Annotated in this window: 13 protein-coding genes; 1 reads left to right on the plus strand and 12 read right to left on the minus strand. The window is 42.3% G+C overall.

Annotated features, from left to right (window positions below):
• Window positions 1-390 precede the first annotated feature (390 nt).
• The 11 genes from EAE93_RS21590 to EAE93_RS21630 form a co-directional block, all read right to left on the minus strand.
• Entirely contained in the window at window positions 391-1,587 is a 1,197-nt protein-coding gene (locus EAE93_RS21590) for a DUF3322 domain-containing protein (RefSeq protein WP_110086022.1), read from the minus strand.
• Window positions 1,584-3,962, minus strand: coding sequence for an ATP-binding protein (locus EAE93_RS21595; protein ID WP_250151140.1), 2,379 nt, complete (start codon window positions 3,960-3,962; stop codon window positions 1,584-1,586). Before EAE93_RS21595 ends, EAE93_RS21590 begins: the two co-directional genes overlap by 4 nt.
• Window positions 3,911-4,297, minus strand: a complete 387-nt coding sequence (locus tag EAE93_RS24815; protein ID WP_250151141.1) for a hypothetical protein — start codon at window positions 4,295-4,297, stop codon at window positions 3,911-3,913. The genes EAE93_RS21595 and EAE93_RS24815 overlap by 52 nt, the downstream gene beginning before the upstream one ends.
• Window positions 4,298-4,310: 13 nt before the next feature.
• A complete protein-coding gene (locus tag EAE93_RS24820) occupies window positions 4,311-4,982 on the minus strand; it encodes an ATP-binding protein (RefSeq protein WP_250151142.1) in 672 nt (223 codons plus the stop codon).
• A gap of 13 nt (window positions 4,983-4,995) precedes the next feature.
• Complete coding sequence (locus EAE93_RS21600; protein WP_214040546.1) at window positions 4,996-5,175, minus strand: hypothetical protein; 180 nt, start codon at window positions 5,173-5,175, stop codon at window positions 4,996-4,998.
• Complete coding sequence (locus EAE93_RS21605) at window positions 5,172-5,786, minus strand: DUF4194 domain-containing protein (protein ID WP_214040547.1); 615 nt, start codon at window positions 5,784-5,786, stop codon at window positions 5,172-5,174. The genes EAE93_RS21600 and EAE93_RS21605 overlap by 4 nt, the downstream gene beginning before the upstream one ends.
• Window positions 5,787-5,936: 150 nt before the next feature.
• Window positions 5,937-7,397, minus strand: a complete 1,461-nt coding sequence (locus EAE93_RS21610; RefSeq protein ID WP_214040548.1) for a DUF3375 domain-containing protein — start codon at window positions 7,395-7,397, stop codon at window positions 5,937-5,939.
• 359 nt (window positions 7,398-7,756) lie between these two features.
• Window positions 7,757-11,029, minus strand: coding sequence for a pullulanase-type alpha-1,6-glucosidase (pulA, locus tag EAE93_RS21615; protein ID WP_214040549.1), 3,273 nt, complete (start codon window positions 11,027-11,029; stop codon window positions 7,757-7,759).
• 662 nt (window positions 11,030-11,691) lie between these two features.
• A complete protein-coding gene (locus EAE93_RS21620; RefSeq protein WP_036812587.1) occupies window positions 11,692-12,183 on the minus strand; it encodes a GlcG/HbpS family heme-binding protein in 492 nt (163 codons plus the stop codon).
• Window positions 12,184-12,290: 107 nt separating this feature from the next.
• Window positions 12,291-12,917 (minus strand): response regulator transcription factor, encoded by a 627-nt coding sequence (locus EAE93_RS21625; protein WP_036812584.1) that lies wholly within the window; start codon window positions 12,915-12,917, stop codon window positions 12,291-12,293.
• Window positions 12,917-14,230: a sensor histidine kinase gene (locus EAE93_RS21630; RefSeq protein WP_235319469.1), complete on the minus strand. Its 1,314-nt coding sequence runs from the start codon at window positions 14,228-14,230 to the stop codon at window positions 12,917-12,919. The genes EAE93_RS21625 and EAE93_RS21630 overlap by 1 nt, the downstream gene beginning before the upstream one ends.
• A 754-nt stretch (window positions 14,231-14,984) precedes the next feature.
• Here EAE93_RS21630 and EAE93_RS21635 point away from each other — a divergent pair.
• The gene (locus EAE93_RS21635; protein WP_040149936.1) at window positions 14,985-15,680 is read left to right on the plus strand and encodes a pirin family protein; all 696 of its coding nucleotides are present in this window, start codon (window positions 14,985-14,987) and stop codon (window positions 15,678-15,680) included.
• A gap of 47 nt (window positions 15,681-15,727) precedes the next feature.
• Here EAE93_RS21635 and pckA read toward each other — a convergent pair whose 3' ends face one another.
• Complete coding sequence (pckA, locus tag EAE93_RS21640; protein ID WP_036779424.1) at window positions 15,728-17,347, minus strand: phosphoenolpyruvate carboxykinase (ATP); 1,620 nt, start codon at window positions 17,345-17,347, stop codon at window positions 15,728-15,730.
• Window positions 17,348-17,538: the final 191 nt, after the last annotated feature.

Consider the following 17,538-nt stretch of genomic DNA (forward strand, 5'->3'; position numbering starts at 1 on the left):
TTTGACAAACTGACGTCCGGTATGAAGGGAAGGTTCCCGTTTTCGAATGAATAAGGTCATAAAAGATCTGCGCTTAAAAGAAGTACGCAGATCTTAACGGATAATACACGCCTTTTGCGACACCCTCGCATTGGGCGAGGGTTTACGGCGGATTTTGCTAATTATTTAGAATAATTAATGTTATCGTAGCCGCACTATGCAAGTGATGCGGCTTTTTTATCGTTCTCATTCTGTTCAAATCTTACCACTGAGTTATTAGGCAAGCGACCTATCACCGCATAGTAAGTTTGGTTAAATTCTTCTGCCATCGCGGTAAGAGTTTAACCCGGAGAGGAGAAAATTAGAAGCATCAATCTTGAGTGCGCTTGGGCGCGGAAAAAACAAGAATAGTCACGACAGCCAATCCATAAGCTTATTTCTAATGTAATCAGCTGAAAGACGTTCTTGCTCTAAACGTGAAGATTGGAAACGACCAGAAATGAGATCATTAAACAACTTTGTTTCATCCTCATTTAGCGATGAAGGATTGGATTCTACTGGATTTGATTCAGGGACCATTCTGTCTTCATGAATTTTAACGGTTTCAACATCCATCATCAGTGGCTCAATATCCACAAACTTGTTTCTGGCATCACTGAGAATAGACAACCCCCAAGTATCAATATCTCCCCAATATCCTACACGTTTATTTCTCAGCCATGCCGCATCCATCCAAGCAATGTTTTTACCTCCTCCGATCACCGCTATCGTGTCAAGCATTTCGGGCAATGCCAAACCAGACTGTAAATTTTCTACTATTAGAATATTCGATGCCGGAAGTTCGTACTTTCTAAGTAATTCGCCGGGTATTTGTAGTATTGGCATTCCCCCAAGCGCCGCAGTCGCGGCATGGCAGAGCGGCCTGATAGTTAACCAACCTTTGGGATTTATTGCACACCCTAACCAGGAAATAAGACCACCTGATGCCGAAACAGCCCCCTTGTGAATGATATCGGCCAGCTCTTCGATCAGGATTTGGTGGTTCTCAAGAAACTTAGTATCAATCCCAATGAGTGGCAGTGCTCTTAAATATTGTCCTTCGCCTAAGCCCTGCTTTAATTGTGGTAGCAATTCTGCTAATAATTCCGCATCTCTCAACGAGAGTTTTTCCACAATATCTATACATTTCACCAATGCAGGATAGAGATCTTTATCAATCCGCAAAAATGGCTTCATATTTCTTTCCCATACCTTACTTCGGGAAAGGGCATCATTCCCTAAAAATTGAATCAAATGTTGCATCGATTCAATGACAACAAAAGTTGGAATGCGTTGTTCAGATAATTCCCTGAAATTCTTAGAAGACCACTCCACAACATCTTGATAGGGAAATGATCTCCACTCATCAATAAACCGTTGAAAATGAGCGATATCTAATATGGCAGAATTCCCTTTGGGTGGTTTTAATCCAACGCGAATAGGAAATGCCCTGTTGCCCAGTAGCCGGTCTTTTAGTGAGGAACGGTTATCCCACTCACGCTGCCTAATGATGCTCTTAACTTGCGCTGGCAATAACCCCCAACGCACCTCATACTGCCCTTTTTTCATGTCAACTTCTCAAACTCGATCCCCAGATCAGCAGCCTCATCAGACAACTTTTTCTCCTTCTCTTCGCCCATTCTCCGGTCAATCTCTTCCCAAGTCACTTCACATAAACGGCTGTCATGGTTTTCCTGGTCTCTTTCCGCAATGAGTAGTGAGCGAGCCGATTCTCTTGCCAGATTCAAGTTCTTATAAGGCGTGATCAAATTAACGTGAATGTGGAGCTCTCGAAATACTCGGAGCACCCGCCGACTTACTGTTTCAGCCGTATTTGAGAATGCTTCGTCCAAGAAAACAGTACAGTAAACCGGTCGATCATAACCATCTGGCGTCAAAACATAGGCCAAACTTGCCGCTACAATAGTCGCCGCAAATGACTCTTTCTCTCCACCTGACTTTCCACTGGATGATTCCAATACATCACGAATCTCACCGGTATTACTATCCAACTCTTCGGCGTAAAATGACATCTGATAACGAGGATCAAGCAGCCTTAAACTTTCTAATGTATTTGAAGAGCCTGGCGCACTTGCTTTCCCAAGTATTTCAACTACTTTAGCCAATTGACGGAACCGCGCTTCATGGTCATCACTGGTTACCTGACTAAGCACCTTACGCAAATGCTGTTCAAACTCATTAACATGCGGGAATTTCTCTCTCTTTGAACCTAGCTTTAAGTGTGTCCCTGATCGAAACTCGGTACGCTTGAGGACCCGGTTAATGATATCAATCCGCTCAAGGATATCTTCCCGTTCAGATTCAAGCTTAGTTTTAATCCGCGCTAGCGACTGCGTTGCATGCTTATTCAAACGTTCAATAAACTGTTCCACAAGGTTGGGAAGCCCTTCTTCTTCCAGTTGTCGTAAATGATTAAGATAATCAGGCAGGCTGCCAATATTACTTTGCCAATCAACCGTGAAGACTTGCCATTTATCGTTAGACCTGAATGAGACCATAATGCTGATGGCTGACCTTTCCGCCCTGTCTTTACTGTTTCGGCTAATATCTAACAAACGCTCCAAATCTTCTTCAACCTTGGACACCAATTCAGACATCTGGCTTAAATCGTTTGTACTAAGCACTCCAACCCGAAGAGCAAGTAATTGTCTGGCTGAATCAGGTAATCCTTTTGATGCTTTTGCCTGCGCTTTGCTCCATTCCTCTTTTGCATTTTTCAGCGTATTTTTAACGCCGCCAGAATCAGAGTTGAGCTGATTTAATACCGATTGGATTTGAGCCAACTGCTCCTTCGCCGACTCCCAACGCTCTCTGGCCTTATCAAGATCGCCACCTGACTGTTCTAATACCTTAAGGTCAGCCTGCAAATCCGAAAGCTTTTCGTGCCAATAAGGGGCATTAATATCATCCCAACAGTAACTTTGGATCTTCTCCCAGAGTATTTTACGATCAGAAACAGTATTCAAATCTTGGCGGGCCTGACTCACCTTTTTCTCGGTTTCCGCCAATTGCAGAGTTAACTCTTTTTTATCGTTATTAAGAATGGCTAAACGTGATTTGTTTGAAAAACCCAAGCACCAGCGTCTTCTGTCATCTATTCGGTGTTGATCTTTTTTCTCAAAGCGCCCCTTATCCATGTGCATTAACCCCTGTTGTGTCATCGAAAACGGGGTCTTATCCAATTCTTCCGTATTCGAGACACATTGCAGGTCAAATCGCTGCAAATAATGCTTGAGCCACTCTTGATAAGGGTGAGTACGCCATACCAGTTTCTTTAAATAACCATTAGGCTTAAACTCCGCCGAATGACCCCGGTTAATCGCAGAATCATTCACAACTTGAACACGGACATGTAAACCTGTATGCCGGACGTTTAACCAGCGAGTCACCATCGAATAACAATGATGTGGCACAGCAAGCGTTGTTCGCAACCCGCCTAACGCCCTCTCTATCGCGCCTTGCCAGATTTTTTCACTATCTTCGACGTCGATAAGCTCACCAATAAATACGCATTGGTCTTTACTTAATTCTAAGGAATTAACCAGTTCATCCCGCAGTTGCTGATATTTCACATCGATATTGGAATCCGGCCTTGCCTCGATTTCCCGGATTTCCTGAGAGATATCATGGATATTGGCTTGTAGCTCACTGAATTTAGCACTGATGGCGGCAAACTTGTCCTGATACTCTTCTTCGTCTCGTTGAATACTGGCAAGTCTGGCGGATGCCGCAGATTGATTTTTAAGAAATACAGCCTCCTCTAATACCGAAGGCAGAGACAGCTCATTAACATGAGTTTGATATTGCGATGAATTCCTAACCACCCGATTCAACTGAGTTTGGGTATGACCAATTTCCTTTCGAAGCGACTCTATTTTATCCCCACCAAACTGAAGGTATTCCTCATGCCTTCTCTCAACCAACTTATCCGCATCTGTTTTTTGCTCTTCAACTTGCTTAATTTCAAGGAGTAGCGCTTCAAGTTCAGACTCAATATCGGCAATTTTTTCGCTCCACAGTTGCGCGAAGACTTCCCCAAAGTAAACCGGAAGACTATTTTTTCGGCCGTTAATTCTTCAAATTCTCTCGTCGTTTTTTCGATAATTGAGCTAAGTTCGGGTAACTTAGACAAGTGCATTTTTTGCGCTCTTGCATCCACTAATTGACTATGAATTGCTACCAGATCAGCAAACTCTTCCACGACCTTTTTAGCATCATCTTTAACTGTGCTCGGCTCAAGTACCAACTCACGAATCAACCCAGTTAAATCATCAATTTTTTTTTAGACCTAACGCCCGCGACAACAATGCAGGCGCATTCTTATTGTCCATATACAAAAGCTTTCGGTACAACTCCTGATAATCAGAAAAATTATCATCACAGCACGTAATCGCCGAGTCATCACGAAGCCATTGCTTGAATGCCCGGGCATTACCATCGCCAAAAGCATTGAGCATTTCCTTAAGCGTCAGGTCTCTTTTGGCAACAACATAAACTCGCGTCACATCCGCCAGCACATTCGTCGATTTAGTAATCCAGAAAAGTGCCGCAAGCGTGATTTTTGAACCATCATCACCCTGATATAAAGCTCTAAGCCCGGTCACTACGCCAAACTCACGCTTACTTCTGACTCTCGTCCCCGCTCCGTCATGGGCAGATCCAAAACTTCCCCGCATATAGGAAAGTAAAGTCCGGTCAGAACGATCACCCTGAGCCGCGGCCACATTAAAAGTTGCCTTTCCGGCAGGAAGCAGCAGAGCCATAAGGCCATCAATAAACGTCGATTTCCCGGCGCCATTATCTCCAGTGACCAGCGTTCCCATAGGATCGATCAACGCGGTATGCAAGCCATTAAATGACCCCCAGTTATAAACTGAGAGTTCAGCTAATCTGATTTGACCAACGTGAAATAATGAATTAGCCGAAAGAGTTTGATCAGTCATTTTCATCTCCTGTCTATTCCTCTTCATCTTGATAATCAACAGCGTCGCCGCCATTTTTATTTAGCTCAATACCCTTCTCTCTCGCCATTTTCAGGTATTCATTAAGCATGCTTTCAAGAAATTCAGCGCTGACTACATAGCGGATCACCGGCGTAATCTCGAAGCGATCTTCGCTTCCCCGGACCGAACTCAATATTTTTTCGTCACCATTTTATCAAGAGCGCCCTTGAGTTTTCTCCGGTCAGATTTAGTACTGTTTGTCAGCGGTAAAAACGGCGTCAGATGGGATTCTATACGTTCAATATCAATGATAATCCTTTGTTCTCCCGATGTTTCCCGGTCTTGATAGTGTTTACGCCGCACTAACAGCAACAATGTATCGTATAAAGAGAGCGTCCTTCGGCTAATCAGAGAGACAACCTCGTCATCATCTATACCCAATGATTCAGTATCTTCCTCATTTTGAAAGCCAGCTATAAAGGCAACACCTGCTTTTTCATCCAAAACTAACTTCAAATAGACTTCTGATAGATGTTTGCGTACAGCAGATTGGTATCGACAAAGTAATTCAAACAGTTTAGCTTTCTGCGAAGACAAAATAACGCCCTGACGCAACAAGCTAACCAGCACCCGACGCGCATCAGGCGGCATATCACTGTTTGAGTTCTCAGCCTGCTCACTGACTAATACATTATCAACGTCACAGGATGGGCTTTGATTGACAACCGAAAAAGCAACATCAGATTCAACGCCGGCTGTATCTGTAAGCGGGTTATACTCTGATTGCGTATGGTGTTTTATCAACTAATCGAAGAACCCTGTTTTCTGTTCTTCTTGAGGATCAGAATTAGACTTCCCAAGGGTAGCGAGGATGCCATTATCTTTATTCAACTTTTTACCTTTGTGCATTTCAACCCTCACTATATAAATCTACAACCACTTTCTTTTCACCATTTAAAGAACTAATTCATCCAAACTGTCTGGAAACAGGTCGGCACTCAACAGAAAAGTAGGTATAGACGCCTGCAAGCGAACTCCCCGTTTATCGCTGATTTCAATTGATTCTTTTCCTTCCAATGATGCAGCCCCGACAGATTTCGCCACCCGCAAATAGGCAACTAACTCCTCCAACCCTGAATTAAGTGGGTGATAATTTGCAACAGATGCAATCGTCATTGGGCCAAACTCTTTTAACGTTGCTAATGTTCTCTCAGCGATTAATCGAATTTGAACAACATCAAGACAATCCAGCATCTGCATACTCGGTTCTCGAGAGTTGATCTGTTCTTCAGCACCTGAAGTATCTAGTTTTTCATCAGGTGATTTAAGCAGCATGCTTTCGGGAGAACTAATACTTGCCGCGCCAACAGGCAGTGACAGAGTTGTCGCCGTTTGCAAGTCATAACCTGAGTTCCTCAATTCAACGGCGAGTCGTTCCAATTGACCAAGCAATCTATCAACAGCACGATTTTCTTGCGCAGTGCCACTCTCTATGTAAGCACGCAAACTCTCTTCCGTTCTTCGCCTGATTTGAAAAACTCTGTCACTCTCGCGGCTCAGTTCCCTCATGAGCTGATTTAAGAACTGTCGTTGCTGGGTAGTCAAATGTTCTGCTGCGGGACGATTTAAAATGCTTCGAAGTTGATCCCGCAGTTCCATTGTTCTATTTTGATCGCATAACAAATCAAAGAAACTTTCAAACGCACTACCCGCATCCGTTTTCGCCAATAGCGCTTCTTTTTCTAAAACAGAGAGAAGAACATCCCCTCTGGTGGAATCTCCTTCAATAATTTGAATGCGAATTTCCTGATCCAGTTGACGAATTTCATCTTCAACACGACGAAAATCACCCGTTAAAACAGAGGCCAATTGGTAGATCTCACGAATTCTCTCCCTCTGCTCAAGCTCAGTCAGTTCAAGCACCACGCCAGCTCTCAGGGCATCAATCTCTCTTTGGATTTCAGCTTTTCTATGTTCCAAAAGCGTGACACGCTCATCAATATTTGGGCTAATAGCCACCGCAAATTCTCTGACCGCTTCTTGAACAATTCGAAGATGAGACGCGGTGGTTCCTGTACTGCGTTCATCAAGCCCCTGACTAAAACGGAGTGCAACTTCACTGGCATCCGTTTTGGTTAACATGTCGTCCATCTCACGCAACCAGCCTTCCCGAATCCATTTATTGAGATACGTACCCGCTCCCGTTTCAGTTTCCCAAAGACCAAGTTCACGACAGCGTACCAGTTCTGCATCAAGTGACACGCGGGCACGACTAAAAGGGACTTCACTCTCCTCAGAAAACAACTCCCCCAGAAACGCCAAAATTAAAGGGGAATTATCTGCTCTTAACAGTTTCCAGGCGGCACTTTCCTGAAATAGACGGCGATACTTTGCCTGTAACCCTTGGAAATTCAACTCGCCTCCCTCTGTGTGGTAACAAGTAAAAAGCTACCACCAAGAATTTTGTATAATTTACAATCGAATAAAAACCATATCATCACATTTTTTTATTATGTCAACACAAATTACTGACTTTTATAACTATTAAAAGCTGTGACCAATGGGAAAATTAAGCTTATAAAACCATCTATTTTGTGAAGAATAGCAGCAAGATGATAACGAAAAACAAAGAGTGATAATGTAGGAATATAATAAGGAGATAAATAATGCCTCAATTATCATCAGCAAGGAAAGCGGCGGGAGGCCCCTTTCAAGGTAAAAATGGGCGGTCTGGACAAACCGCCCCGATGCAAACAATGGAAAATTCCTGCGTGTTACTTCCTGCGGACAGGCAAACCAGTACCGCTAACACCATCCTGTGGCAGAACCAGCACCGCTACTGACCAAGCTGGTAACGTGACTGTGCCGTCTTTTGCTATTTTGATACCCGCCGCCAACGAAGCTCTGCCTAGCTCGCTCTGAATATCATTCAACTTCAACCCTCTGACGTTAAGATCTCTTACTGTGGCAGGATGTGGAGCCGCATTAATCATCACCACCAAGCCGTCAAATCGCGAATCACGGTCATCACCAGTAGTATTACCGTCATCTATGGTCATTACCAGCAACCCAAGCTGCTGATGCGGCCCAACGTTAAGGAAATCAACACGTTGTTTAACCGATGCGCCATCACCAAGCGTCATCAGTGGTGAAAATTGGCGCAAACGCAACAATTCCTGATAAAAAGCCGTCATCTGTAATAATTCAGTCCGGCCCGGTTTATCTACCATATTTTTCACTTTTTCAATCAATGCATAATTTTCGCCATCAACACGCTGATCCGGCATACCAACATCATAGTTATTATCCTGGTAGGTGTAGCTAACACGATTAAACCAATCGCCGGAATTATAGGAATCGCGGGTAAAAGATTTTGAACGCAGTAGCTCCGATCCATGTTGAGCAAAAGCCAGCCCCTGCCCAAGGAATGTCGTGGCGAGAGATATTGCCTGCATACGAACTCGTGTCGCCAAATCTGCCTCACGCGCCGCTTTGTAGCTGATTATGTCCCACAACGTTTGGTTATCATGCTTAGAGACATAATTAATCACCTCAATTGGATCAGCGGCATAACCGGCTATAGCGCCTTTGTAGTTAATGTCTCTACCCGTTTTCACTGCCCCATCTTTATCGATCATCACAAAATCAGCCAAATTACCCGCCATACCGAGACGTACCAAATCCGCCAGATGACGCGCCTCATTAGCATCGAACCACGCCATTTCGTTAAGTAACGTTCCAGCGCCGTTGCCTACCCCCTGATTAATGCGAATGCTATCAGCGGAATCAAACGGCCCGCCACCCTGTACCGCATCTCGTAGCCGATCAGAGAAAGTACCCACCCCAGTACCCTTAAGATTAATCTGTGAAGCGATTTCGAAACGGTCTTCCTGCCCTGAGTTCCAACCTTCACCAAAAAAATAGACCGATGGGTTAATCGCACGTACTTTTGCCAGCGCCGATAAAATCTGAGCCTTCGGATGATAGCCCATTAAGTCAAATCGAAATGCGTCGATTTTATAGTCCTTAACCCAAGTCACCAGCGAGTCTTCAATGAGTTTAGCGAACATGCGGTGCTCTGGCGCTGTATCGTGACAACAAGTGTTGGATTCAACGTTACCACTGATTTCATTCAGGCGATGATAATACCAAGGAACTATCTTATCTAACACGGAAGACCTATCTGTGGGGCCAGCAGCATTGGTGTGGTTGTACGCCACATCCATGACTACATTCATCCCCAATTGTTGCTTGATGGCCTGAATCATGGCACGAAATTCTTTTATACGTACCGAACCTTCCGCATCAGTAGCATAAGAACCTTCCGGTACCGAGTAATGAAACGGATCGTAACCCCAGTTGTAGGAGTCGGTTTCCGCAATTATTGCATTTAACTCTTGTACCTGCGGGTTATCAGCACTGTCGCCACGCTGTAACTCCTGCAATACTTCACCCACAGTCTGTGAGCTATTGTAATAATCAGCGAAACGGCTGCTCCTCACCTTTGGGTTGACTTGGTACAAATGACTGAATGGATGGTTGAGATCGGCTACTTGGTTGCTAAATTCATTAATGGAAGCCACATCGAATACCGGCAATAGCTCCATATGAGTCACCCCTGCCTGACTCAATGCTTTAAGGTGTTTGAACATATCGCTATTGTCAGAAGTAAGAGCCAGATACTTACCGCGCCAGGTTTCTGGCACTGTGCTATCTGCAACGGAGAGATCACGGATATGAGCTTCATAGATGGTCATACGCGCAATATCCGCTGGTGTATTTTGCGAATGCGGCATAAAAACGCTATCCCAGTCTTGTGGTTTTAGCGCTTCGTCATCCAAGTTGATGACTTGACTGTATTCCGAATTGGTGGACAAACTGTGGGAATAAGGATCGGTAACCTCGTAGTGCTCTACATTACGGGAATATGGATGGTATACCGTTAAAGCATAGCGGTAGTAAGCACCAATCAAATCCTTAGCACCTTGCCATGACCATGAGCCACTAACAGGATCGCGACTCATGGCATGATTGGTGATAACCTGTTTATCTGCATCGTAGATAACCAACCCAACATGTTGAGCAGTAGGCGCCCACAAGCGGAAAGTAACACCTACATCGTTGATTAGCGCACCATATTCTAGTGTGTCAGCAGTGTTAGCGAAGCGATCATCCAACACACCAGCCGTTTGTACTTGAGTAGCCGATAATAGCAAGCCCGCTTCATTGGTCGCCAACGCCACCAGATCACCGGTAAGTAACGTATCGACATCCGTATCCGCAGGCAAACGAAATGCGGTTAATTTCCTCAAGTGCGGAAATCTATCAGCCGTTTTCTGGCTCAAGGTGGTCGGTGTTAATGTCAGATAGCTATCGATGAAATTTCCTTCATCATTAGCTTCTACTTTGCCATTCCGGTTGTAATATAAGCGGACATGGGGTTTATCCGCTCCGCCCGACCACAACAAAGTCTGGTTATCGACCCAGTGTGCCGAAGCCTGAGAAACGCCAAACACGGAATTAAAGGCTGCCGCACGACTGCTATAGATTTGATGACTGCCGGGTATCACAGAGACGGTACGATTCTTGAAATCAGAGAAGGAGATTTTTAGGTCACTGTCGATCAATTTATTGTTGCTACCATCACGCACGATAAAATTGATACAACCCGCGTTCTTGGTTAACGGTATTACCCAGTAAGGCCCATAACTATCACTGCCAGCGGGAGTTGCACTGATATCGTCCCAGCTTAATGAAGGGGAAGCCAAGGCATCACAATTTTTATCGTTCCACAAGTAGAGGGTGTTAGTACTGTAATCACGGTTTGTTGTTGGGCTTTGACTTAATTTAGCAATGTCCACCAAGTGGATCACTGCCTGAAAATTGCCGGCAACAGCAGCTTCACTAGGTACTTTATTAGGGATATGCGCCATCGGTTCCTCCGGGGATTCGGGTAAAGAACTATTGTTATCACAGCTTGCCAGTAGTAAAACGAATGTACTGCTTAATAGGGCCAGGTAAGCCCTTTTCCAGAAGGGAGCTACCATAATCAGACCTTTTTAATAGAAATAAATCGTCGCCGATATTATTGTTAATAAAATAGGAATGAAATATTAAATAATGTCTCAGATGAGTCAGCATCCTCCTAGTTTTGATACTAAGAGGGAGGAGGGATTAGGAGGAGATACTTTTTCGTGATATTGCGCACAATAATAATGTAATGATCTTTTATTACATAAACCTAGTGTGAGCTTATTTATATTATTCCATTAGATACAGTCATTGTCATTTTTATATATTTTCACAAACTTTATTGTTTCTGCAAAAAAGCATTTTTTGTGATTCAGGATTATTAAGTCACTCCTTCCCTCCTAATCCTGCGTTTTTTCTTGCATTAGATATAAGTGTAACTTGTTACAGGGCCTACACCTGTGTAAAAACGTAAAGCTTGATCATTGCGAACAAAATAATAGCCTAAGAATATATTTAAATAAAGCTGAGGATAAAGTTGACATATTAACCATAAACAAAATCAATGAGAGGCAATAACTTCATCCCAGTTATTGCCTCTGTGCAAGGTATGATCATGAAAGATATTAAACCCAAATTCTACATTCCTAATATCAATACAACGAGTATTGTAATCATAAGTAGAAATAGAGATTTAATTCATTATCGTTACCCCTGCAAATTTCATAAATCGTTATGGTTAAGATAAATCTGATGAAATTTTTTGAATTGCATCAAGAGCACATTGTTGGTCTAAAGAACCACTCGGTGCGCCGCCAATACCAATTGCACCAATCACTTCATCACCAGATTTAACCGGAACACCACCACCAAGTAATAGGAAGCCTGGAATATCCCCTAAATATTGAGCACCAAGATTTGATTGCGCCGTTTTCATTACGTCCTCTGACGTTCTCTGGGTAGATAACGCGGTATAAGCTTTCATTTTGCTCGCCTCAACGGTATGCAACCCGGCTTTATCCATACGCTGAACCGCTTTCAAAACTCCACTTTTATCAATAACAGAAACCGTCACGTTATAATTATTCGATTGACAGGACTGAACTGCTTCAGAAGCTAATTTATTTGCTACCTCAAGGGTAATATTACGTTCAGTAATTAGCGATGAAGCAAAAGCAGATTGAGCAAATAAACCTGCTGCCAGGACAGTATAGAAAAGAGAATGTTTCATAGGTAAACCTCATTAAGTTTAAGTTGATGAATTATCCTGTTCTAACTTAATGAGGTTTATCAGCTATAGCTATTCGGCCAATTACTTATTCGACTCAGTAGAAATACTTAGTCATGAGATAATGACTTAAATAATTCATACTCTTTGACTAACTGCGGTAAAGAGTGTATATCCAACTTATGAAATATATTGGCACGATGAACCTCAATAGTACGTGGTGATAACGATAACTGTTGAGCAATTTGTTTACTGGTTTTACCTTCTAAAATAATTTTCATCACTTCCCTTTCACGTTCAGACAACTGGCTGAATTTCGTTTTTAATTGTTCATATATCTGACGTTGCTTAAATACTTTCTGATGAAATAATAATGCACTTGAAACTGTTTCAATTAATAAATCTGCATCAATAGGTTTGGTTAAAAACTCGAAAGCACCATTTTTAAAAGCACGACGACAAATATCAATATTTCCGTGTCCGGTCATGATAATGACCGGTAATGTACTATTGAGTTTCAATAGATCCGCCTGCAATGCCAATCCAGGTTTTCCCGGCATACGAATATCCAATAAAATACATCCCTGAAGCGCTGTAATATTCTTGCTACCAATTTCATCAAGAAATTCTTGCGCACCAGGAAATGAAATTACCTGCCAATTCATTGTTTCTAATAACATAGATAATGAGTCACGGATCGCTTCGTCATCATCAATGAGATAAATCACTGCCGCCATTATTTCTCCTTACCTTTATTAGTTGGTAGCCAAATAATAAAACGCGCTCCTCCCGTTTCACAATTTTCAGCATTGATATCACCACCAAGTTTATGAATTAATGTTTCCGTTAACGTCATTCCCAATCCCATACCTTGTTGGCGTGTTGTGAAGAATGGAATAAACACGTTCTTTAAAGCTTCATCACTTAATCCAGGACCACCATCTGTTATGGTGATTCTTATCATTTCATTAATATAAGCGATATCGACGCAGATCCAATTTTGATATTCTGACTGACCTTGCTCTTGCTGTGCCTGAATAGCATTGCTGATTAAATTATGGAATATTTGCTCAATCCATAATGGCTCGGCAGATATCATTGGCAGCTCATCACAAATATGCTTTATTATCTTTATCTTACCAGTCTTAATTTCATTTTCGAGCAATACTTCAACTCGACTTAATATCGATATGATATTCACAGATTGCAAAATAATACTACCGGCCGTCAGTTTTTGGCGGTATTGCGTTAATAAATTTGCGATGCGTTGAGTTTGCAAAATTGATGAATCCAGTATCGGCGTCACTTTATCATATTGCTGCTTTTTCATTAACCGCAATGCAGTTTGGTTATAACTCATAATCGCTGTCAAAGGCTGATTTAATTCATGAACAACACCCGTTGCCACTTCATCCATTGTATTTAAGCGGGTAAATTCAAAGAAACGTGCTCGTAAATCAGAAATTTTCCTCAATCTTTTATTCTTCTGAATTAAAAAGATAAAACAGATAATCACTGCCCATAAAAAACTCAGACAAGCAATATAGCCCCACGGAAGTTTAGACCATTGTTGGTCGTTACCCACTTTAAGCACAAAAGGCTGAAAGCGATTGGTTAACTTCTTCTCCCAGTTCCAAAAATAGTGATCTTTCTCCAGCCCATAGGTAATCAATGGGCGATTATTCCAATCCAGTTGTACCATTCGAAATTGTGACAATAATGATAGATCTTTCATCAGGATATTGAGATCTATCAATAACCGGATGCTATCACGTTTACTATTAAGCCAATATCTTCCCTCTCCCTCTTCACTGATTATAGGGAAGATTAATACATTCATTGGCATCTCTTGTAATCCGACGATTTGCGGAAAGTTTTCCTGTAGTTGATCTAATTCGATATTAGTATTCGTTAGCGATACAATAGCGTCATGTTGTGCCAGCTTTTCACTCAGCTCTCGATAAAGAATATTAAATGAAACTGTTTGTTGTTGATAATTCTGATTTAGTGAATGATTAATCATTCCCCAAATAGTCAAACCTGTTAACATAATCCACGCCAAAAAATGCCACATATAATTACCTGAAAAAATATCTTTCATGACGTTTAAAATAAAGTCAGAATATATAAAGAAAACGACTTATTAGAGTAAAAAGATTCAGAATGAATTGAATTTTAGAGAACATTTGGCATTGAGCAGCATATTAAAATTCATTATAGCGTAATTATTTCACCAAAACATTTCTTAAAATAAATAGTTGGCTATGGTAAATAAAATTCCAGCACGAGCTTATTCTGTTTAAACACGTTTCAGTTCCTAATCAAATTATTTCGACAAATAGACCTCAACTAAGGGTTTACAGTAACCCTGTCAAGGCTTTTAATATCACGTCAAATTTACTGAACAATTTAAGGTGATCTCCTAATGAATCGGTTCGGTGAAAGTGTTTTCTTTCCCTTGAGTATGACACCAAAATCTATAAAAATAGTGATATTTATCAAATGATTGAGATAACATCCTACCATTATTCTATATTTGACCAGAAAAAACGCTTTACAATCGATAGTGATAATTATTATCATTCGTATCGCTTTCAGATGAACCGTCTTCAGGGTACAGATGAAAGCACGACATTGCTCACATTGCTTCCAGTGTTTACTTTAGCCAGCCGGGTGCTGGCTTTTTTTTATTAATTAATCCAATTGCCAATCATTCAAAATATTTGAGATATTAAGTCAGATTTTTAAGCTTTAATGCTAGCTCTTCTCAATTAGATTGTAAAAACTATTGAGGAGATTTGAATATGATCCATTTACGTAAAGCATCAGATCGCGGCCATGCCGATCATGGCTGGTTAACTAGCTGGCATACCTTCTCATTTGCCAACTACTACGACGCCAATTTTATGAGTTTCTCAGCTCTGAGAGTGATTAATGAAGATTTCATCAAAGCAGGTCAAGGTTTTGGCATCCATCCGCATAAGGATATGGAAATACTGACCTATGTTCTTTCCGGCACCGTTGAACATCAGGATAGTATAGGAAATAAAGAACGGGTACCTGCCGGTGAATTCCAAATTATGAGCGCAGGTACCGGTATTCGTCATTCAGAATACAACCCGAACAGAGAGCGCCAATTGCATCTATATCAAATCTGGATTAGCCCAGATAAAACAGGCTTAACACCACGTTATGAACAGCGCCGTTTTGATAATGTACAAGGCCGCCAATTGGTGCTCTCGCCTGATGCCCGGGATGGTTCACTGAAAGTATTTCAGGAGATGACTTTATGGCGTTGGGTACTTAAGGATCACGAAACCGCCGAATATGTTGCAGAAAAAGGTCGTTATATTTGGATACAAGTCATTCGTGGCGAAGTGACGGTTAATGGTATCAAAGCCACCACCAGCGATGGTCTGGCTATCCGGGATGAAATCAATCTTCAACTTAACAGCAGCAACGATAGTGAAATATTGTTGTTCGACCTTCCTCCGGCATAAATATCAAATAAGCCTCACCCTAACGGATGAGGCTAAAAAATTCACAATTACAGTTTAGGGCCCGCTTTCACTAAAGCTTCCCCCGCCGGGGTATCGGTATATTTATCAAAGTTGTCGACAAAACGATGAGCCAAATCTTTCGCCTTCTCTTCCCATTGAGATTTATCTGCATAAGTCTTACGTGGATCAAGAATATCGGTATCAACACCCGGCAATGCTGTCGGAACCGCCAGATCGAAAATAGGTAATGTAATGGTATCTGCTTCTTCAATATCACCATTTAGGATGGCATCAATAATCCCGCGGGTATCCTTAATCGAGATTCGTTTACCCGTACCATTCCAGCCAGTATTCACCAGATAAGCCTTAGCGCCTGCCGCCTGCATACGTTTTACCAATACTTCCGCGTATTGGGTTGGATGCAAAGTCAGGAATGCGGCACCAAAACATGCAGAGAATGTGGGTGTCGGTTCAGTCACACCACGTTCGGTACCAGCCAATTTTGCCGTAAAACCAGATAGGAAGTGATATTGAGTCTGTTCAGGTGTCAAGCGAGATACTGGGGGCAACACACCAAATGCGTCCGCAGTCAGGAAAATGACCTTAGTTGCATGGCCCGCTTTGGAAACCGGCTTAACAATGTTTTCAATATGGTGGATAGGATAAGAAACACGGGTGTTTTCCGTTTTTGAACCATCATTGAAATCAACCGTGCCATCTGTCAGTACAGTAACATTTTCCAGCAACGCATCACGTTTAATCGCATGATAGATATCGGGTTCCGCCTCTTTAGACAGATTGATGGTTTTCGCGTAACAACCCCCTTCAAAGTTGAACACACCGTCATCATCCCAACCGTGCTCATCATCACCAATCAGCTTACGTTTTGGATCAGTAGAAAGTGTGGTTTTACCTGTACCAGACAAGCCGAAGAAGACCGCAACGTCCCCTTTTTCACCCACGTTGGCAGAACAGTGCATCGAAGCAATACCTTTCAGTGGCAACAGGTAGTTCATTATAGAGAACATCCCTTTCTTCATTTCGCCGCCGTACCAGGTACCGCCAATAAGCTGCATACGCTCTGTCAGGTTGAACGCAACAAAGTTTTCAGAGTTCAAACCCTGCTCTTGCCATTGCGGGTTGGTGCATTTTGCACCATTCATTACAATAAAATCTGGTTTGAACTCAGCCAACTCTTCATCTGACGGACGGATAAACATGTTTTTAACAAAGTGGGCCTGCCACGCAACTTCTGTAATAAAGCGGACTTTCAATCGTGTATCTGCATTAGCACCACAGAAAGCATCAACCACAAACAAACGTTTGCCTGAAAGCTGTTTAGTGACCAAGCCTTTCAGATGTGTCCATGTTTCCTGCTGTAATGGCTTGTTATCATTTTTACCTTTTCCCTGGTCGGCCCACCATACGGTGTCACAGGTAACATCATCACGAACAATGTACTTATCTTTGGGTGAACGGCCCGTGAAGATCCCCGTATCGACAGCCACAGCCCCCAGGTTGGTCAGAGTGCCACTCTCGCAGCCTTTGAGTGAAGGTTTAGTCTCTTCTGAAAATAACAACTCATAGCTTGGATTATAAATAATTTCGTTAACATCATGAATTCCGTAGCCCGCGAGTTCCTGCGGGGTAATGCCTTTAACACTCATGTCATTGCTCCTGGTGGGTAGTCACGCTTTTTCTGTGAGCAATAATAAATAGTTATGATTAATTAACAGCGATAGTTATCAAAAAATTGAAAACCCACTATTTTTTTAAGTTTGATCTTGGGCCAAAGGCACGAAAATAGTTCTGAGTATTATGGATAATTGATAGAAAGGCGCGGAGCCGCGCCTTAAAA

The organism is Photorhabdus akhurstii, from assembly GCF_018448925.1.
Classification (GTDB): Bacteria; Pseudomonadota; Gammaproteobacteria; order Enterobacterales; family Enterobacteriaceae; genus Photorhabdus; species Photorhabdus akhurstii.

Bases quoted from the DNA above. Each gene is read 5' to 3' on its own strand.
- pulA (WP_214040549.1), bottom strand. From the start codon at position 11,029: ATGGTAGCTCCCTTCTGGAAAAGGGCTTACCTGGCCCTATTAAGCAGT.
- EAE93_RS21620 (WP_036812587.1), bottom strand. From the start codon at position 12,183: ATGAAACATTCTCTTTTCTATACTGTCCTGGCAGCAGGTTTATTTGCT.
- EAE93_RS21635 (WP_040149936.1), top strand. From the start codon at position 14,985: ATGATCCATTTACGTAAAGCATCAGATCGCGGCCATGCCGATCATGGC.
- EAE93_RS21590 (WP_110086022.1), bottom strand. From the start codon at position 1,587: ATGAAAAAAGGGCAGTATGAGGTGCGTTGGGGGTTATTGCCAGCGCAA.
- EAE93_RS21630 (WP_235319469.1), bottom strand. From the start codon at position 14,230: ATGTTAACAGGTTTGACTATTTGGGGAATGATTAATCATTCACTAAAT.
- EAE93_RS21625 (WP_036812584.1), bottom strand. From the start codon at position 12,917: ATGGCGGCAGTGATTTATCTCATTGATGATGACGAAGCGATCCGTGAC.
- EAE93_RS24820 (WP_250151142.1), bottom strand. From the start codon at position 4,982: ATGACTGATCAAACTCTTTCGGCTAATTCATTATTTCACGTTGGTCAA.
- pckA (WP_036779424.1), bottom strand. From the start codon at position 17,347: ATGAGTGTTAAAGGCATTACCCCGCAGGAACTCGCGGGCTACGGAATT.